The 16,862-nt window shown below is 62.0% G+C and carries 17 protein-coding genes and 1 riboswitch; of the genes, 14 read left to right on the top strand and 3 right to left on the bottom strand.

All coding sequences use genetic code 11. The features are described 5' to 3' along the window. The first annotated feature begins 34 nt into the window (after window positions 1–34). Window positions 35–184: riboswitch (yybP-ykoY riboswitch) on the top strand. Window positions 185–252: 68 nt separating this feature from the next. The 12 genes from G502_RS0112240 (at window position 253) to G502_RS0112185 (ending at window position 12,589) form a co-directional block, all read left to right on the top strand. Continuing rightward, window positions 253–846, top strand: a complete 594-nt coding sequence (locus tag G502_RS0112240) for a TMEM165/GDT1 family protein (RefSeq protein ID WP_022728964.1) — start codon at window positions 253–255, stop codon at window positions 844–846. A gap of 48 nt (window positions 847–894) precedes the next feature. Beyond that, window positions 895–2,352, top strand: a complete 1,458-nt coding sequence (locus G502_RS0112235) for a sigma-54-dependent transcriptional regulator (protein ID WP_022728963.1) — start codon at window positions 895–897, stop codon at window positions 2,350–2,352. Between the two features lie 40 nt (window positions 2,353–2,392). Further along, window positions 2,393–4,795, top strand: a complete 2,403-nt coding sequence (locus tag G502_RS20010; RefSeq protein ID WP_022728962.1) for a putative bifunctional diguanylate cyclase/phosphodiesterase — start codon at window positions 2,393–2,395, stop codon at window positions 4,793–4,795. 89 nt (window positions 4,796–4,884) lie between these two features. Beyond that, the gene (locus G502_RS0112225) at window positions 4,885–5,199 is read left to right on the top strand and encodes an ArsR/SmtB family transcription factor (protein WP_022728961.1); all 315 of its coding nucleotides are present in this window, start codon (window positions 4,885–4,887) and stop codon (window positions 5,197–5,199) included. A 44-nt stretch (window positions 5,200–5,243) separates the two neighbouring features. Continuing rightward, a complete protein-coding gene (locus G502_RS0112220) occupies window positions 5,244–6,278 on the top strand; it encodes a permease (protein ID WP_040488126.1) in 1,035 nt (344 codons plus the stop codon). A gap of 81 nt (window positions 6,279–6,359) precedes the next feature. After that, the gene (locus tag G502_RS0112215; RefSeq protein ID WP_022728959.1) at window positions 6,360–7,004 is read left to right on the top strand and encodes a LysE family translocator; all 645 of its coding nucleotides are present in this window, start codon (window positions 6,360–6,362) and stop codon (window positions 7,002–7,004) included. Between the two features lie 61 nt (window positions 7,005–7,065). After that, entirely contained in the window at window positions 7,066–7,983 is a 918-nt protein-coding gene (locus tag G502_RS0112210) for a LysR family transcriptional regulator (protein ID WP_022728958.1), read from the top strand. A gap of 74 nt (window positions 7,984–8,057) precedes the next feature. After that, window positions 8,058–8,939 carry a putative hydro-lyase gene (locus G502_RS20005; RefSeq protein WP_022728957.1) on the top strand — a complete coding sequence of 294 codons (882 nt, stop codon included), beginning with the start codon at window positions 8,058–8,060 and terminating at the stop codon, window positions 8,937–8,939. A gap of 26 nt (window positions 8,940–8,965) precedes the next feature. Further along, window positions 8,966–10,012, top strand: coding sequence for a TRAP transporter substrate-binding protein (locus G502_RS0112200; RefSeq protein WP_051152185.1), 1,047 nt, complete (start codon window positions 8,966–8,968; stop codon window positions 10,010–10,012). A 97-nt stretch (window positions 10,013–10,109) separates the two neighbouring features. Next, window positions 10,110–10,628, top strand: coding sequence for a TRAP transporter small permease subunit (locus G502_RS0112195; RefSeq protein WP_211217833.1), 519 nt, complete (start codon window positions 10,110–10,112; stop codon window positions 10,626–10,628). Then, window positions 10,625–11,905 carry a TRAP transporter large permease gene (locus tag G502_RS0112190; RefSeq protein ID WP_022728954.1) on the top strand — a complete coding sequence of 427 codons (1,281 nt, stop codon included), beginning with the start codon at window positions 10,625–10,627 and terminating at the stop codon, window positions 11,903–11,905. The genes G502_RS0112195 and G502_RS0112190 overlap by 4 nt, the downstream gene beginning before the upstream one ends. Window positions 11,906–11,920: 15 nt before the next feature. Continuing rightward, window positions 11,921–12,589, top strand: a complete 669-nt coding sequence (locus G502_RS0112185; RefSeq protein ID WP_022728953.1) for a DUF2848 domain-containing protein — start codon at window positions 11,921–11,923, stop codon at window positions 12,587–12,589. A 20-nt stretch (window positions 12,590–12,609) separates the two neighbouring features. On the opposite strand, the gene G502_RS0112180 is transcribed toward G502_RS0112185, so the two are convergent. Genes G502_RS0112180 through G502_RS0112170 form a run of 3 tightly spaced genes read right to left on the bottom strand, consistent with a single transcriptional unit; the run spans window position 12,610 to window position 14,461 of the window. Next, entirely contained in the window at window positions 12,610–13,152 is a 543-nt protein-coding gene (locus tag G502_RS0112180; RefSeq protein WP_022728952.1) for a biotin transporter BioY, read from the bottom strand. Next, window positions 13,110–13,751, bottom strand: a complete 642-nt coding sequence (locus G502_RS20000) for a CbiQ family ECF transporter T component (RefSeq protein WP_022728951.1) — start codon at window positions 13,749–13,751, stop codon at window positions 13,110–13,112. Before G502_RS20000 ends, G502_RS0112180 begins: the two co-directional genes overlap by 43 nt. After that, window positions 13,745–14,461, bottom strand: a complete 717-nt coding sequence (locus tag G502_RS0112170) for an energy-coupling factor ABC transporter ATP-binding protein (RefSeq protein WP_245560760.1) — start codon at window positions 14,459–14,461, stop codon at window positions 13,745–13,747. Before G502_RS0112170 ends, G502_RS20000 begins: the two co-directional genes overlap by 7 nt. A 119-nt stretch (window positions 14,462–14,580) precedes the next feature. Between G502_RS0112170 and G502_RS0112165 the strand changes: the two genes are divergently transcribed. Together G502_RS0112165 and G502_RS0112160 are read left to right on the top strand one after the other, a co-directional pair. Continuing rightward, on the top strand, window positions 14,581–14,874 hold the full coding sequence (locus tag G502_RS0112165; RefSeq protein WP_022728949.1) for a cupin domain-containing protein: 294 nt from the start codon (window positions 14,581–14,583) through the stop codon (window positions 14,872–14,874). A gap of 159 nt (window positions 14,875–15,033) precedes the next feature. Next, entirely contained in the window at window positions 15,034–16,842 is a 1,809-nt protein-coding gene (locus tag G502_RS0112160; RefSeq protein ID WP_040488237.1) for an IlvD/Edd family dehydratase, read from the top strand. Window positions 16,843–16,862: the final 20 nt, after the last annotated feature.

Genomic DNA, 16,862 nt, shown 5'->3' with positions numbered 1-16,862 from the left:
GGCGTTGCAACAAAAGGGGTTGCTGGCTATCTTCCTCCCCGTCATTGGGGAGTAACCAACCTCCTGTCCCAAGAGGGGCCTGTATCAACAGACTTGGCCGGAACATCCTGTGATCTGGCCGTGGTGCAGGCAGCCGGAATCCCACTTTCCGCGCCTGGTGAGACCTTTGACATTGCCGTTCCGCAACCGGGGGTCGGGTGGGAACGGCAATGTCACTGGTGTGTTCGTCACCCGGCCCACAGCCGTTGTCACATGGAAGCTTTCCTCGTATCGACACTTGCCGTTGCCGTCGCGGAGATTGGCGACAAGACCCAGCTTCTGACCTTCGTCCTCGCCACACGTTATCGAGCCGCAGGTCCCATCATGGCCGGCATCCTGTTGGCAACCTTGGCCAATCACGCATTGGCTGGAACGCTCGGGGTGCTGGTTGCCGAATACCTGCCGGATGAGGCGCTGCGCTGGCTGCTGGCCGGCTCGTTTCTGGCGATGGCCGCCTGGAGCCTGATTCCTGACAAGCTTGACGAGACGGGGGACGGCGCGGCCGCCAACCGCCGCAGCGCCTTCTGGGCAACGCTTTTCACTTTCTTCCTGGCCGAGATGGCCGACAAGACTCAGGTGGCGACCATCGCGCTGAGCGCGCAATTCCAGAATCTGCTCGCCGTGGTGATTGGCAGCACCTTGGGCATGATGCTTGCGAACGTACCCGTGATCTACATGGGCCGGATTGCCATGGGGCGAGTCGACCTGCGCTGGATACGCACGCTCGCGGCCCTGCTGTTCCTCGCTCTGGGCCTCTGGGTGGCCATTGGAGCCACATCGGCGGGATTGCCTGACATTCCTTCTTGAAGCCGCCTGGTCTAAACTGTGCCACGACCGAAAGGGCCAGGAGCTGCCATGTCCACCGCCAGGGACACCGCGACAAACCAGGACACGAAGGCCGAGGCCGCCACCCATCCTTCGATCCTTATGATTGAGGACACCGCCGCCCTGGCTGCCGTGTACCAGGAATACCTGACACGCGAGGGCCATGATGTCATTGCGGTCACGAACGGCCAGGCGGCCCTGAAGGCCCTGGCTGAATCGCCCCCCAGCCTGGTCCTTCTGGACATCCGCTTACCGGACATCGATGGTCTGGAGATCCTGGACCATATCCGACAGGAAACTCCCGGCACGCCAGTCGTTGTCATGACGGCGGACGGCTCTGTGAACCTGGCTGTCCAGGCCATGCGCCGCGGTGCCTACGACTTCCTGGTCAAACCCTTTTCCGCTGACCGGCTTCTGGTCACAGTCGGCAATGCCCTGGAACGCCTGCGTCTGCAGGAAATGGTCGAGACCTATCGTGCTCGCATCGCACAGCCACGCTTTCATGGCTTTATCGGCGATTCCCTTCCCATGCAGGCCGTCTATGAAGTCATAGAGAACGCAGCCTCCAGCCGGGCCACCGTCTTCATCACCGGAGAATCCGGAACCGGCAAGGAGATCTGCGCCGAAGCGCTTCACCAGCAGAGTCCGCGCAGAGACGGCCCCTTCGTGGCCATCAACTGTGCGGCCATTCCCCACGAATTGATGGAAAGCGAAATCTTCGGGCATGTCCGCGGTGCCTTCACGGGCGCCATCGCCGACCGGGCAGGCGCCGCGGCACGGGCCGACGGTGGAACACTGTTCCTGGACGAGATCTGCGAGCTTGGACTGGACCTGCAGGGCAAGCTGCTGCGCTTCCTCCAGACCGGCCACTATGAGCGCCTGGGCGGGACACGTTCGGAGCAGTCGGATATCCGCATCATCTGCGCAACGAACAGGGACCCACAGCAGGAAGTCCAGTCCGGCCGCTTCCGGGAAGATCTCTATTACCGCCTACATGTGATCCCCATCCACCTGCCGCCCCTGCGTGAGCGCGGCGATGACATTCTCGAGATTGCGCGCCACTACTTGGCACAGTTCGCTGCGGAAGAGGGCAAGCAACTTCTGCACTATACCAACGAGACGGAACAGCTTCTGCGCAGCCGCTCCTGGCCCGGCAACATTCGGGAGCTGCAGAACGTCATCCGAAACGTGGTGGTTCTCAATGAGGGCGAGGCGGTCACGGTCCCAATGCTGGAACAGGCTTTTGCGCCTGCGACTGGAGCGCAATGGCCCAAGAATCCTCAGACACAGTCCGGCTTGTCAGGATATGCAGAGAAAGAGAACGAAACCCCATCCAGCATCCGCCCGCTGCATCAGGTCGAGCAGGAGGCAATTCTTCAGGCCATAGAGGTCTGTAATGGCAATATACCTCGTGCCGCGGCCTATCTGGAGGTCAATCCGTCGACGCTGTATCGAAAGTTACAATCTTGGCGCGCGCATATGAACTGATATATAGTCTATCAATATAGGTTTCCGGAAAGGAGACGATGTGTTCTGGCGTTCGCATGTAGCTCACAAGGCCGCACTTCTTTACCTCGCGGCCTCTACGGCTTGGATCGTCTTCTCGGATCAGCTGGTGGAGCTGGCCTTTCCTGAAGACAGCGCGGCGCTCCAGACCGGAAAGGGCATCTTCTTTGTCCTGGTCATGACCGGCGCCATCTACCTGCTTGTGCGCATGCTGATGGCACGCCGCAACGAACTGGAAGAACGCTACGCTGCGGAACGCATTGTGGGACAGCTACTGGACGATGTGCTGACCGAAAGCGCGCTCGCCCCGATGCTTGCCGACCTTTCCAGCCGCCTCTGTCACGCCTACAGGCTAGAGGATGTCTGGATTCTGCAGAAGCACAAGGACGGGCGTCTGTCCATTATCGCCGAGGGAACTGGCGCGGCCCACAGACACACCAGAAGCAATGATCCGATCGTCCTGGAAAAAGCGCATGAGGTGCTGCAGAACAATCGCGCCGTGATCCTGGGCGATGAAGCGCTCCCAGCAAAGCAGCCTCACCAGACGGGCAGGCAAACTCCTTTATCACGCATCTCCGCACTCTTCCCGCTCGCCACAGATGACTCAGCATTTGGCGTTCTGGTCTGCTTCGAAAGCGCGCCGAACCTGGCCACACGACGCCTGAAGACAATCTTCCAGGACATGGCGCGCAGTATCGCGGTTGCCTGGCAGGCCAACGAGCAGGACCGCCGCCTGCTGCTGCAGGACAAGGCGCTTTCCGAAATCGCCAATGCCATCGTCATGACCGATTCCGAGGGGAACGTACTCTGGGTGAACCGTGCTTACGAAAGGATGACGGGCTTCCAAAGCCATGAGGTCGTGGGCCACCCCATGACCCAACTTCGGCAGAATGATCGAGAGGCAAGGCAACAGGATCACCTCTGGCGCACGATCCTGGCCGGCAAACCCTTCAAGGGCGAGTTGGTGCACCGGCGCAAGGACGGGACCCTGGTCAGCATATACCAGACCATCACCCCGATTCATGCAGCCGGCGGTGGCGGCGTTACCCATTTCATAGCGGTGCAAGAGGACATAACGGCGCGCAAGCAAGCGGAAGAGCGCCTGATGCACCTCTCGCGACACGACCTGCTGACCGGACTGCCCAACAGGACGGCTTTCAACGAGCACATAACCGATCTGGCCAGCAGCAGTCGTGCCAATGAGCACTCTTTCGCGATCCTGTTGCTGGATATCAGTCAACTCGGCCGGATCAACGAGACATGGGGCCATGAAACCGGCGATGCCGTCCTCATCGAAACGGCACGGCGCCTTAAGGATACGATCCCCATAGGCGGCTTCCTGGCACGTTACGGAAACGACGAATTCGTGATCGTGCTGCCCTATGAAACCGGTATCAATGGGCCCATGAAGCTGGCCCAGGACCTTCTGGACGCCATGATACCGCCCTATATGCAGCAGGAAACATTGATCCACTGTCAGGTCAGTATTGGCGTCACGCTTTTTCCCCAGGATGGACGCCAGACGGGCCAGTTGCTGCGCAATGCCGAGCTGGCCTTGCGAAGGGCCGAGCAGGATCCAGGCCTCAGCTACTGTTTCTATTCGGCCGAGATCGACGAGGGCCTGCGCCACCGCACGCGTCTGAGGGAAGAACTCTATGCCGCGCTGAACCGAGATGAACTGCAAGTGCTCTACCAGCCTCAGATCTGCCTTGCGACCAACGAGATTGTCGGTGTCGAAGCCTTGCTGCGCTGGCGCCACCCCGAACGTGGCCTGCTTGCCCCCGGGGCTTTCATAGAAGTCGCGGAAGAAAGCGAACTGATCCAGGAAATCGGCCATTGGGTCTTTCGCAAGGCCGTCCACCAGGCGGCCCAGTGGGAGAAGAGCGGACAGCCCCTGCGCGTCGCCGTCAATCTGTCCTTCGCCCAATTTGCACGTGCCGAACTCGTTGATGTGCTCGGTAGCGAGCTTGAACACTCCGGGCTGTCTCCGAAATACCTGGAACTTGAGTTGACCGAGAGCATGCTGGCGCGGGACATGGAGCAGGCTGCTGTCATGCTGCAGCGGCTGCATGCCCTTGGTATCAGCATCGCGGTGGATGATTTCGGAACCGGCTATTCTTCGCTCGCCTATCTGTACCGATACCGCGTGGACCGGTTGAAGATCGACCGGTCCTTCGTACGCGACATTGGCCAGGACCAGACACCTTCCGCCATCGTCGAGGCCATGATTGGCCTGGGACATACTCTGGGCATGCAGGTCACGGCAGAAGGCGTCGAGACCGAGAGCCAACGGCAATACCTGAAACAACTGCAGTGTGACGAGATCCAGGGTTACCTCATCTCTCATCCCGTGCCGCCGGATCAGCTGGCGCAGCTTCTGCGGCAAGCTCCGGCCGAACCGCCTCGCCAGACGGGCATGTCCTGACTCTCCAAGACCTTCTTTGGTGTCGAAAAAGACAGTTGATTGTATCTATATTTCTAGTTATATAGTTATCTAGTAATTTGGAGTGTTCCATGCAGGACAGCACAGCCGCTCAGGCCCTTGCCGCCCTGGGCAACACCACACGTTTGCAGCTTTTCCGCATGCTCGTGCGGGCCGGTGAAGAGGGCGCCACCGTGGGCGACCTGCAGCGCATGCTCGAAATCCCTGCCTCGACCATGGCCCATCATCTTTCCACCTTGACCCGTGCGGGCCTAGTGACTCAGGAGCGTCAGGGCCGAGAGGTGATTTCCCGCGTTGACTTCCGGTTGACTGTAAGCCTCGTTGGCTACCTGACCGACGAATGCTGCACGGGACTGAAGGTCGAGCGACAGGACGACGCCGCCTGAATTTTTTTGTTTCAATATAACTATTTTTCTAGGGATTTCGATAGATGAAACTTCAATCCTTCAGCCTACGTTGCCCTCTCGTCCCCTCCGTTCCTTTTGACGCGGCATTGGCAGCCAGCCTGGCCGTGATCTCTGCACTCGCTCTTCTGGTACCCGACCAGCTTGCGGACACGCTGATTTTCACTCTACGCAACCTGCTGAATATCCTGCCCTTCCTGCTGTTCTCGATCCTGATAGCCGCAGCAGCAAGAGCCACGGGAGCCGACAGCCTGATTGCCCGCGCTTTCCAGGGTCAAGCAATCCTCATGATTGCCTCGGCGGCTCTGCTGGGGGCCATTTCACCCTTCTGTTCCTGTGGTGTCATCCCCCTGGTCGCGGCACTGTTGGCCATGGGTGTGCCCCTGTCCGCCGTCATGGCTTTCTGGCTCGCATCCCCCGTCATGGATCCCTCGATGTTCCTGTTGACTCTCGGGGTGCTGGGTCTGCCCTTCGCAGTGGGCAAGACACTTGCGGCCATGGGCATTGGCCTGCTGGGCGGATACGTTATTCACCTGCTCCAACGCTCGGGCGTCTTCGCGGATCCCTTGCGTCCCGACGTCGGGGACGGGGGCTGCGCGGGCAATCAGATACGCCAACCGAACCAGGTGGTCTGGAAGTTCTGGCCGCATCCCGAGCGCAGGAGCAGATTTCTGAAAGAGAGCTACAAGAACGGACTGTTCCTCGGCAAGTGGCTGTTGCTGGCCTTCCTTCTGGAAAGCCTGATGCTTGCCTACATTCCCGCAGATATGGTGGTGGACCTTGTGGGCACGGACTCCTGGCTCTCGCTGGCCAGCGCCACGCTGATCGGCGTGCCGGCCTATCTCAATGGTTATGCGGCATTGCCGCTGGTGGGTGGCCTGGTGCAGCAGGGCATGGCCCCCGGCGCGGCCATGGCTTTTCTGGTGGCCGGCGGCATCACCAGCATCCCTGCGGCCATCGCGGTCTTTGCCCTGGCCCGCCTGCCGGTTTTCCTGGCCTACGTAGCCCTTGCGCTTTCGGGCTCCCTGACGGCCGGAGTGATCTATGGGCTTGTGGTATAGGCGGCTTCACTGGGAAGGTTGTGTGAACCAGCCTCACACGACTATTTTGCGTGCAGTTTGTCGAACTGTTGGAACATCGCCATGGGCCCTCTTGAAGCCGTCCTCGCGTTCACGCTGGCTGCCGCGCTGCTGACACTGACACCTGGAATCGACACGGCTCTGGTCCTGCGTACGGCGCTCGTGGAAAATGCGCGCAGTGCCATGATGGCTGGTCTCGGCGTCTCCACAGGTGTGCTGGCCTGGGGACTTCTTGCCGCCGTGGGACTGGGAGCTGTCCTCGCCGTCTCGGAAACCGCCTACAATCTGGTGCGGATCGTCGGTGCACTCTATCTGCTCTATCTCGGCGCGCTGCTCATTCGCAATGCTCTTGGAAAAGGGCCCCAGGACTCCACCCTCCAGAACCAGACCGCCTCGACAGCCATCAGCGGACAGCGCTGGTTTGTGCGCGGGGCCCTGACCAATCTGCTCAATCCCAAGGTCGGTGTCTTCTACGTCAGCTTCCTGCCGCAGTTCATCCCGGCAGATAGCAATGTGGTGCTGTTCAGTGTGCTGCTGGCCGCCATCCATGCCGGCCTTGGCGTCCTCTGGTTTGCCTTCATCACTCTGGCGACCCGCCCGGCCGCCGGTTTCCTGCGCCGGGCCATCGTGGCCCGGACCCTGGATGGCATCACCGGATCGGTGCTGATCGCCTTCGGGCTCAGGATCGTCTTTACAGAGCAGGCCTGACGGGCGTATTCGTCCGGAAGATCAAATCGATCGTTTTCAAAGATCGTTTTTAGAGGTCAGCATGTTCGGCTTCCGCGATGTTGAAATTGTCCGCGAAGTGGTCCGGGCCGGCGGCTTCCGCGCCGCAGCACAACGCAGCGGCCTGGCCCAGTCCGCCATCTCGGCGCGCGTTGCCGCACTGGAGAAACGCCTTGGCCTGACACTCTTCGACCGTGTCGGGCGGCAGGTGCGCCTGTCCATGGCTGGACGGCGTTTCCTGGAAGAGGCCGAACGCCTGATCCAGAATCGCGACCGCATCGTCCAGGAACTGACCCAGAGCAGCGGCCTGAACGGCACGATCCGCATCGGCGTAGCCGAAACAATCGTCCACACCATCCTGACCGCCATGCTCAATGCATTGCGCCGCGATCACGGCAACGTGCGCTTCGAACTGTCAGTGGACACCTCGGAACAACTGGCGCGCAAGTTGGTCGAAGACGAACTGGACATCGCGATCCTCATGCCGGAGTACCAGCCCAGGGATTCCCTGGCGACCCCACTCAAGCCGATCACGCTCGACTGGTATGCCCGCGATGGCATGGTGCCCACCTCGCACCCCCTTTCGATCTCCGAACTGGCGGCCTACCCCGTGGTCACCTTTCCCAAGAGCACGACGCCCTATCGGCAACTGGAACAGCTCTTTGCCTCTTCCCAGGTCGCCGCCCCCATTCTGCATGGGTCGGCCTCGCTGTTCACCGTCCTGCATCTGGTGGGCGATGGCTTCGGGATCGGCCTGCTGCCCACGCGCATGGCCGAGGCCGTCGGACGCGCTCGCGCGCAGGAAAAACAGCTGGTTCGCCTGCCCGTACAAGACGGAGCACGCATCCCCGACCTCAATTTCGTGGTCTGCTACCTGCCGGCACGCAATCGCGAGGCCGGAGAACTGATCACCGCAGCCGCCCGGGAAGCTGATCAAAATGATCTATATATAAGATCATAAATGGACTAAATTGATCGATTGACAGGATCGCATGCCTCTGGAATTCTTGCCACTGGTAAAGGAGGCTGAATGGCATGATGGATATGACCCATCCGCAGGAGCCGGCACCGCACCCCGAGACTGCGGAGCTTCGCGGCCTTTCGCCCCAAGCCCTCCGACAGATGATCCGCCGGCAGGAACACAAGAGCCCAACCATGGGCCTTGCTCCGGGTTACCTGCAGGGCAACCTGGCCATACTGCCGCAAGCGCAAGCCTTTGATTTTCTGTTGTTCTGCCAGCGCAATCCCAAACCCTGCCCCATTATCGGCCTGGCCGAGGCCGGCGCGGTCACCCTGCCCGAACTGGGCCAGGATATAGACATTCGCAGCGACCTGCCGGCCTATCGCGTTTTCCGGAACGGCATTCCTCAAGGCACGGTGAACGACCTGGGCCCGCTCTGGCGCAACGACCTCGTCTCCTTTGTCATCGGCTGCTCGTTTTCTTTTGAGGAGGCGCTGCAGGAGGCCGGTATCCCCCTGCGTCATCTGCAGGCGGGATGCAATGTACCCATGTATCGCACTTCCATCGATACCGTGCCGGCAGGAGACTTTTCAGGACCCTTGGTGGTGTCCATGCGTACCTTCCCGTCATGGGATGCCATCCATGCCATTCTGCTGTCCGACCGTTTCCGCCTGGCGCACGGCGCCCCTGTCCACATAGGCGCCCCCTCACAGATCGGCATCGAGGACATCGACGTTCCCGATTTCGGCGACCCACCCTACATGGAGGAAGGTGACATCCCGGTCTTCTGGGCCTGCGGTGTCACACCACAACTGGCGCTCAGGCACTGTGGTGCGGACCTCGCGATCACCCACGCACCAGGTCACATGCTGGTGACCGACCTTCCCTCCTCGACTGCGGAAACCAGGCTGTCGGGCCTGGGCAGTTTCCGCCATGCGGACTCACCAAACCCTTAACAACAAGGAACAGAGAGGACAGACTCATGAGGACATACCTACGTACAGGACTTCTGGCCGGTTCGGCCTTCATGCTGGCCGCTTCTCCAGCTCTGGCCGAGAACCTTTCGGTCGTGGGCAGCTGGAGCAGCCTGCCGCTTTACCAGAACTATGAGGAACCCTATTGGACGGAAACCCTGCCCGAGGCATCCGACGGCGAAATCGAAGTCGAGATGACAACCTTTGACCAGATGGGTGTCGCCGGCTCTGACGTCTATCGCCTGTTGGGTGACGGCGTTTTCGACGTGGGCATGACTGTGGCCGACTACACCGTCGGTGACGCGCCGGAGCTCGAGGGGCTGGACGTGCCGCTTGTGGCGACCACAGCCAGCGAGGCCGAAGAAATGGTCGATGCGGCCCGCCCGATGGTCGAAGATATCATGCGCGACAGCTTCAACTCCAAACTGCTCGCAATCGCACCCTATCCGCCACAGGTCGTGTTCTGCGACGCCGAGGTGGGCTCCCTTGGAGACCTGGAAGGCCTGAAGATTCGCGGCTCAGGCCGCATGACCACCAAGTTTCTCGAAGCTCTGGGTGCCGAAGGTGTGAACGTTGACTTCGCCGAGGTCCCGGGAGCACTCGAGCGCGGCGTCATCGATTGTGCTGTCACAGGTGCCGGTTCAGGTTACAGCGCCGGCTGGTGGGAGGTTTCTTCTCACCTTATGACCCTGCCGCTGGGCGGTTGGGATTCCGTGGTCACGGCCATGAACCTGGACAAGTGGAACAGCCTGTCTGAAGAGCATCAGGAATTGATCCAGACCACCATCAAGGAAGACTTCGAGACAAAAGTCTGGGCCGACGCTGAGGGTGCGTTCGAGGAAGACATCGCCTGCCTGACGGGCAATGGCGAATGCAGCCGGGGCGATACCCGCGACATGGTCCTGGTCGAGCCCACAGAGGAAGACAGCGAGACAGCCCACCAGGTGCTGACCGAAACGGTGCTTCCCGAATGGGTTGATCGTGCCGGCGAGGACTGGGCCGAGCGCTGGAACGAGTCCGTTGGCAAGGCCGTCGGCGTCCAGATTCCGCTCTGACTGGAAAACGTGTTGAGCGCCGGAGGACAGGGCTGGTGATGCGATGATCTTTGAGCGGATCCTGACTCTCCTCCGGCGCATCAATCATGGAGTAGCCTTGACGGTCGGCGTCCTTCTGGCGCTGACCGTCGCCTTTATTCTGCTGGACATCACCCTGCGCCAGCTGGGCGCCTCTCTGGGTGGCTCCAGCGAGATTTCCGGTTATGTCATGGCCGCCACGGCCAGTTGGGGCCTGTCCTTCGCCCTGATCGAGCTGGCACACGTGCGGATCGACTTCCTGCGCCTGCGCTTTCGGACCTGGGGCCGGATCGTCATGGACCTTCTGGCGATCGGCAGCCTGGCCGTAACCACGATTGTGGTTGCCGTGCAGACCTGGCCCGTGCTGGGCAAGAGTCTGCAAAGCAGTGCGCGCGCCAACACCCCCCTGGAAACACCGCTCTGGATACCCCAGACCATATGGTTTTCGGGCTGGCTCTGGTTCGCCCTGACGGCAAGTCTGATGCTGCTCTGTGCCATAGGCTTGCTGGCCAGCGGACGGCTGCAGTCCTTCGATGACCAGTTCGGCACGGTGTCCGAAGCCGATGCGAAAGACAGCGAGCAAGAGGCAGCACGATGATCTGGTTTGTCAGCCTGGCGCTGCTGGTCCTGCTTGCGCTCTCCATCCCCGTCGGCATCGTGCTCTTTCTGCTGGGCTTCGGCATCGACCAGTTCTTTTCCGGCTTCCCCCTCATGCGGGGACTGGGCCAGGTGGTCTGGTCGTCCTCCAACAGCTCGACCCTGATCGCCATTCCCTTCTTCGTCCTGCTGGGTGAGATCCTGGTGCGCGGCGGTATTGCCGAACGCACCTACGCCGCGCTGGACAAGTGGTTTTCCTGGCTGCCGGGCGGCCTGGTGCATGCCAACATCGGCACCGCGACCATGTTCTCGGCGACCTCGGGCTCCTCGGTGGCCACCGCCGCCACGGTCGCCACGGTCGCCATGCCGCAGGCCGAGAAGCTGGGGTATGATCCGCGCCTCTTCTCTGGCGCCATCGCGGCCGGCGGCACGTTGGGCATCCTTATCCCGCCCTCGATCAACCTGATCGTCTACGGCTTCCTGACCGAAACCTCGATTCCGAAGCTTTTCGTGGCGGGACTGGTGCCCGGACTGTTGATGGCCGCCATCTTCGTGTTGGTGACGGCCGTGATCTGCTGGTTTCGCCCTTCCCTGGGCGGCCCCAGCCGCAGCTTCTCCTGGCGCGACAAGCTGGCCAGCCTGACCCAGTTGTTGCCGGTCCTGCTGCTGTTCGTCGTTGTCGTCGGCTCGATCTATGCCGGCTGGGCCACACCCACGGAATCCGCTGCCGTCGGCGTTGCCATGGCCCTGTTGATCGCAGCGGGAAACCGCGGTGTGAACCTGGATATGCTGCGCCTGTCGCTGTTGGGAACCGTGCGAATCACGGCCATGATCATGTTGGTCATCATTGGCGCCTACTTCCTGAACTTCACCCTGGCTTCGGCCGGCCTGGGCCGCGAGCTCACCAGCCTGATCAATGCCTACGATCTAAGCCCCATGGGCACTCTGCTGCTGGTCATCTGCATCTACATCGTCCTCGGCTTCTTCATCGAGACGCTCTCCCTGATGGTGGCGACCATCCCCATCATCGTGCCGATCATGGCCCAGATGGGCTTCGACAAGCTGTGGCTGGGCATCCTGCTGATCGTCCTGATCGAGATGGCGCTGATCACGCCCCCGGTGGGCCTGAATCTCTACGTGGTCCAGGGCGCGCGCCAGAAGGGCAACCTCGGCGAGGTCATGGTCGGCGCCATACCCTACGTCCTGGTCATGCTGCTGATGGTGGCCCTGCTGGTCCTGCTGCCGGACCTGGCGCTCTGGCTACCCTCCATCATCTGACCCGGAAGGAATATCATGCACTTCACCTGCAATGGCACCCCCCTGAAGATCGACATTGCCCACTGCACGGTTGCCGGTTGGACCGGGCGTGACCGTACGGCCATCGACCATCACATCGAGGAATTGGCCGCCATCGGCGTCACGCCGCCCTCGGCCGTGCCGCTGTACTATCGTGTCTCCCCCGATCTCTTGACCCAGAAGGCGGATATCCAGGTGGTGGGCGACAACACCTCCGGCGAGGTGGAGCCCCTGCTGGTGCGAAACAACGGCAAGACCTACATCGGCCTGGCCTCCGATCATACCGACCGCACTCTGGAAGCCCATTCGGTGGCCCACTCCAAGCAGGTCTGCGCAAAGCCCTGTGCCGGAGAGCTCTGGGAATTCGCGCCGATTGCCGAGCGCCTGGACGAATTGCAGCTGCGCTCCTGGATTGTCGAGAACGGCAAGAAGACCCTGTACCAGGAAGGAACCCTTGCCTCTATTCGTCCTCTGGAGGAGTTGATCAAGGGGGCTGGCCTGCTGGCCGCGGCAGGCGAGCAGGCCGCCGCCATGCTCTGCGGCACCTTCGGTGTCCAGGGCGGCGTGCGGCCGGCGGCGGAATTCCACATGGAACTGCACGACCCGGCCGCGGACCGCAGCATTCGCCACAGCTATCGCATCACGCCGCTGCCGGTCGTCGCCTGAGAATCAGCCGGCAAACACTTTCACTCCGCGAAACCTGGCCGCGCGCGCCGGATCTCCCGATTCAGCAAGGCGGCCAGGACCGCCTTGATGATGTCGCCGGGAATGAAGATCAGGACCACACCTGCGGCCTGTATCAAGGGCATCTGCGTGACCAGCGACAGGCCGACAATCCCGCAGACATAGAGCACCACGATACCGCCAAGCACTGAGGCCAGCAGGCCGGCCAGGAAGACCCCGCGGCTGGCCATCACCCGATAGGACCAGCCGATCACCAGCGTCGCCGCAGCCCAACCCAGAAGGAATCCGACCGTCGGGCCGACGAAAACCCCCAGACCGCCGCGTCCGCCCGCCAGCACAGGCGCCCCCAGGGCCACCACGACGATCAGCAGCAGCACCGCCAGCGTGCCGCGCCAGGGGCCCAGAACCAAACCGGCCAGCATGACGCCCAGGGTCTGGGCCGTGATCGGCACGCCGCCGGCAAAGGGCAGCATGATCTGGGGCACCAGGCCCAGGGCGGCGATCAGTGCCGCGAAGAGGGCGACACGGGCGACTGTTTTTTCCATTTATCATTCTCCTGTCTGAAGGCACCCCGGGCAGCCAGAGCCGTAGCCGCATGGTCGGCATCATCCAGGGCAGAAAGCAAGAAGGGTGTCACCAGGCGCCAGGTCGGACGCCGGGGTGAGCGCGCACGCCAGGCACGCGCGAGTTCCTGCCAGCGCGCCGCCAGCAGGGGCACGAAGCGCAGGGTCATGACGATGGCGACAGACACGGGCCGTGTCGACAGGCCCATCCAGCGCAAGGGCGCGAGCAGGCGATCCAGGACCGTCAGCATCTCCGACAGGGACGTCGAGGCCGTGACGATCGTGGCCAACAGCACCAGGACGGCAATTCGCAGTACGACCACCAGGCCCAGCAGCCAGTCCCCCAACAGCAGATGCGCCCCAAAGGCCAACAACAGCATGAATCCGACAGGGCGCAGGGTCCGCAAAAGGGCAAGTGCGCGCAACTGGGCGAGCAGGACCAGGGTAAGCAACAGGATGACGGCAAGAACCACGGGATCCTGAAGCAGGAAAAGGGCGATACTGACCAGCGCCAGGAACGCCAGCTTGAGACTGGCCGGGATGGCCCGGATCCAGGGACGGTGTATCGACAGGCTTACCATGCGCCCCTTCCCTCGGCTGCCGACTGCATGGCGTCCAGGAAACCGGGCAGCACCTGCTCTGGAGTGCCGTCGGCTTTCAGGCAGCCTTCTTCCAGCCAGATGACCCGATCATACTGCCAGAGGGCATCCGGTTCGTGCGAAATGGTCACGACCTGTTGCGGCAGTTCAGCGATAAAGGTCTCCAGGCGCCGGTGTGTGGGGATATCCAGGCCGGTGAAGGGCTCGTCCAGGATCAGGGCGCGAGGGGTCATGACCAGAATGGCCAGCAGGCAGACCAGCCGGCGCTGCCCTTCGGACAGACTGGCAACGGCGCGCGCGTCCCAATCCCCTATGCCATGGCACTTCATCAATTCCAGGCTTTCCGTCTCGGCCTCCGCACGCGACCAGCCATTCTCGCGCAGGCCGAAAGAGATCTCCTCCAGCACCGAAGGGCAGAGGATCTGGTGATCGGAGTTCTGGAACAGGTAGCCTGCCACCGACAGGGCCTCGAAACTGCGCGCCGCGGGGTCCAGGCCATGCACCGACACCTGACCGCTGTCCGGCCGGATCAGGCCTTTCATGACCCGGCCGAGCGTCGATTTCCCCGAACCGTTGCGCCCGACCAGCGCAACCCGCAGCTGGGGGATCGACAGGTCGATGTCCTGCAGGACGACGCGCCCGCCAAGCCGGACGGATACGTCCCGCAGTTCTATGGCTGCCTTGGCTGTCACCTGGTCTTCCATCCTGCCTTCTGGCACTCGGTCCTTGTCGTCGGGCCGGCCGGCCCCGTAAACTCGGTGGCGATGGATAGCGCAAAGGCGCCACTGGAACAAAGAGGAAAGGCAAGGACGTGTCAGAAACTGCAAGACCACAGGCCGTACCGACGAAACTGATCGACAATGAACGCACCATCGTCACCGAATGGCGCTTTGCCGAGGGTGCGGAAACCGGTTGGCATCGCCACGAATTCGACTACGTGGTCCTGCCCATGGACGATGGTGTGCTTCAGCTGGAAAGCACGGACGGCACCCACCATGCCGAACTGAAGAAGGGCCAGCCCTACTACAAGCAGACTGGCGTGGAACACAACGTCATCAACGCCAGCGGCAAGGAATTCAGCTTCATCGAGGTGGAATACCGCTGAAACTGCCGGAAAGGCAGGCCGGACCGGCAAAGGGCTCGTCCGCCATTTGACCCTGAGGAATCCTGGGATGCCGCCGCTGATTGAACCCCTCTGCCGGCAATGGTACGTTGTGTTGAAAGCGTGCCGATCGAGCGCGTTGCAATTTATGCGGGAGGCCCGATGACCCAGAAAAAGCAGTTACGTTCGCGTGAGTGGTTCGACAATCCGGCAAACCCGGACATGACGGCCCTCTATCTTGAGCGCTACCTGAACTACGGCCTCAGCCAGGAAGAACTGCAGTCGGGCAAACCGATCATCGCCATCGCCCAGACCGGCTCCGATCTCAGCCCCTGCAACCGCCATCACATCGAGTTGGCCAAGCGCGTGCGCGATGGCATTCGTGAAACCGGCGGAATCCCGCTGGAGGTGCCGGTCCATCCGATCCAGGAAACCGGCAAGCGTCCCACCGCGGCACTCGACCGAAACCTGGCCTATATGGGACTGGTCGAACTACTCTACGGCTATCCCATTGACGGGGTGGTCCTGACCATCGGCTGCGACAAGACCACGCCTGCCTGCCTGATGGCGGCCGCAACGGTGAACATTCCCGCCATCGCACTGTCGGTCGGACCAATGCTCAACGGCTGGTTCCGCGGCGAGCGGACCGGCTCGGGCACGATCGTGTGGAAGGCTCGCGAGCTGATGGCCGCAGGCGAGATCGACTACGAGGGTTTCATCAAGCTGGTGGCGTCCTCGGCGCCCTCCACCGGCTATTGCAACACCATGGGCACGGCCACCACCATGAACTCGCTGGCCGAAGCCCTGGGCATGCAGTTGCCCGGCTCGGCTGCGATCCCGGCCCCCTATCGCGACCGCCAGGAGATCTCGTACTATACCGGCCGGCGCATCGTCGACATGGTTCACGCGGACCTGAAGCCCTCCGACATCATGACCCGCGAGGCCTTCCTGAACGCGATCCGGGTCAACTCGGCCATCGGCGGCTCCACCAATGCACCGATCCACCTCAACGCCATCGCCCGGCACATGGGTGTCGACCTGTCACTCGACGACTGGCAGGAGTACGGCGAGCACATACCGCTGCTGGTCAACCTGCAGCCCGCCGGAGAGTACCTGGGCGAAGACTACTATCACGCCGGCGGCGTGCCGGCGGTGATCAACCAGCTGATCGGCCAGGGGCTGATCCACGAGGATGCCCTGACCGTCAATGGCCGGACCCTTGGCGAGAACTGCCGAAACGCCGAGATCGCAGACACCAACGTGATCTATCCCTATGAGCAGCCATTCCGCCCGGATGCCGGCTTTCGCGTACTCAAAGGCAACCTTTTCGACAGCGCGATCATGAAGATGTCGGTGATCTCCGACGATTTCCGCAAACGCTATCTGTCGGACCCCGACGACCCACTGGCCTTGGAGGGCAAGGCCGCCGTCTTCGATGGTCCGGAGGATTACCACGCACGCATCGACGACCCGGCACTGGACATAGATGAGAACACGATCCTCTTCATGCGGGGCGCCGGCCCTGTCGGCTATCCAGGCGGTGCCGAGGTGGTGAACATGCGCGCCCCCGACTATCTGATCCGCAAGGGGATTACCGAACTGCCCTGTGTCGGCGACGGACGCCAGTCGGGGACCTCGGGATCGCCCTCCATTCTGAACGCTTCTCCGGAAGCAGCGGTTGGTGGAGGCCTGGCGCTTTTGCGCACCGGGGACCGCGTGCGGATCGATCTGGGCAAGGGCCGCGCCGACATGCTGATTTCCGACGAGGAACTGGACGCGCGCCGGCAGAAACTGGAGGCCGAGGGCGGTTATCCCTATCCGCCGCACCAGACCCCCTGGCAGGAACTGCAACGCGGCGTCGTCTCGCAATTCGACAGCGGCATGGTGCTTGAGCCGGCCACGGCCTACCGCCGCATTGCACAGGGCGGTGTCGACGGCAAGGCACCTCCTGTGCCCCGCGACAATCATTGACCGGACAACATGAGAGAGGG

This window comes from Fodinicurvata sediminis DSM 21159 (genome assembly GCF_000420625.1).
GTDB classification, from domain to species: Bacteria; Pseudomonadota; Alphaproteobacteria; order Kiloniellales; family DSM-21159; genus Fodinicurvata; species Fodinicurvata sediminis.
The sequence above is the reverse complement of the archived record's forward strand: the minus strand, read 5'-3'. Positions and strand labels throughout refer to the sequence as shown.

Bases quoted from the DNA above. Each gene is read 5' to 3' on its own strand.
- G502_RS0112200 (WP_051152185.1), top strand. From the start codon at position 8,966: ATGAGGACATACCTACGTACAGGACTTCTGGCCGGTTCGGCCTTCATG.
- G502_RS20000 (WP_022728951.1), bottom strand. From the start codon at position 13,751: ATGGTAAGCCTGTCGATACACCGTCCCTGGATCCGGGCCATCCCGGCC.
- G502_RS0112215 (WP_022728959.1), top strand. From the start codon at position 6,360: ATGGGCCCTCTTGAAGCCGTCCTCGCGTTCACGCTGGCTGCCGCGCTG.
- G502_RS0112220 (WP_040488126.1), top strand. From the start codon at position 5,244: ATGAAACTTCAATCCTTCAGCCTACGTTGCCCTCTCGTCCCCTCCGTT.
- G502_RS0112190 (WP_022728954.1), top strand. From the start codon at position 10,625: ATGATCTGGTTTGTCAGCCTGGCGCTGCTGGTCCTGCTTGCGCTCTCC.
- G502_RS0112180 (WP_022728952.1), bottom strand. From the start codon at position 13,152: ATGGAAAAAACAGTCGCCCGTGTCGCCCTCTTCGCGGCACTGATCGCC.
- G502_RS0112235 (WP_022728963.1), top strand. From the start codon at position 895: ATGTCCACCGCCAGGGACACCGCGACAAACCAGGACACGAAGGCCGAG.
- G502_RS0112225 (WP_022728961.1), top strand. From the start codon at position 4,885: ATGCAGGACAGCACAGCCGCTCAGGCCCTTGCCGCCCTGGGCAACACC.
- G502_RS0112210 (WP_022728958.1), top strand. From the start codon at position 7,066: ATGTTCGGCTTCCGCGATGTTGAAATTGTCCGCGAAGTGGTCCGGGCC.
- G502_RS0112185 (WP_022728953.1), top strand. From the start codon at position 11,921: ATGCACTTCACCTGCAATGGCACCCCCCTGAAGATCGACATTGCCCAC.
- G502_RS20005 (WP_022728957.1), top strand. From the start codon at position 8,058: ATGATGGATATGACCCATCCGCAGGAGCCGGCACCGCACCCCGAGACT.
- G502_RS0112240 (WP_022728964.1), top strand. From the start codon at position 253: ATGGAAGCTTTCCTCGTATCGACACTTGCCGTTGCCGTCGCGGAGATT.
- G502_RS0112160 (WP_040488237.1), top strand. From the start codon at position 15,034: ATGACCCAGAAAAAGCAGTTACGTTCGCGTGAGTGGTTCGACAATCCG.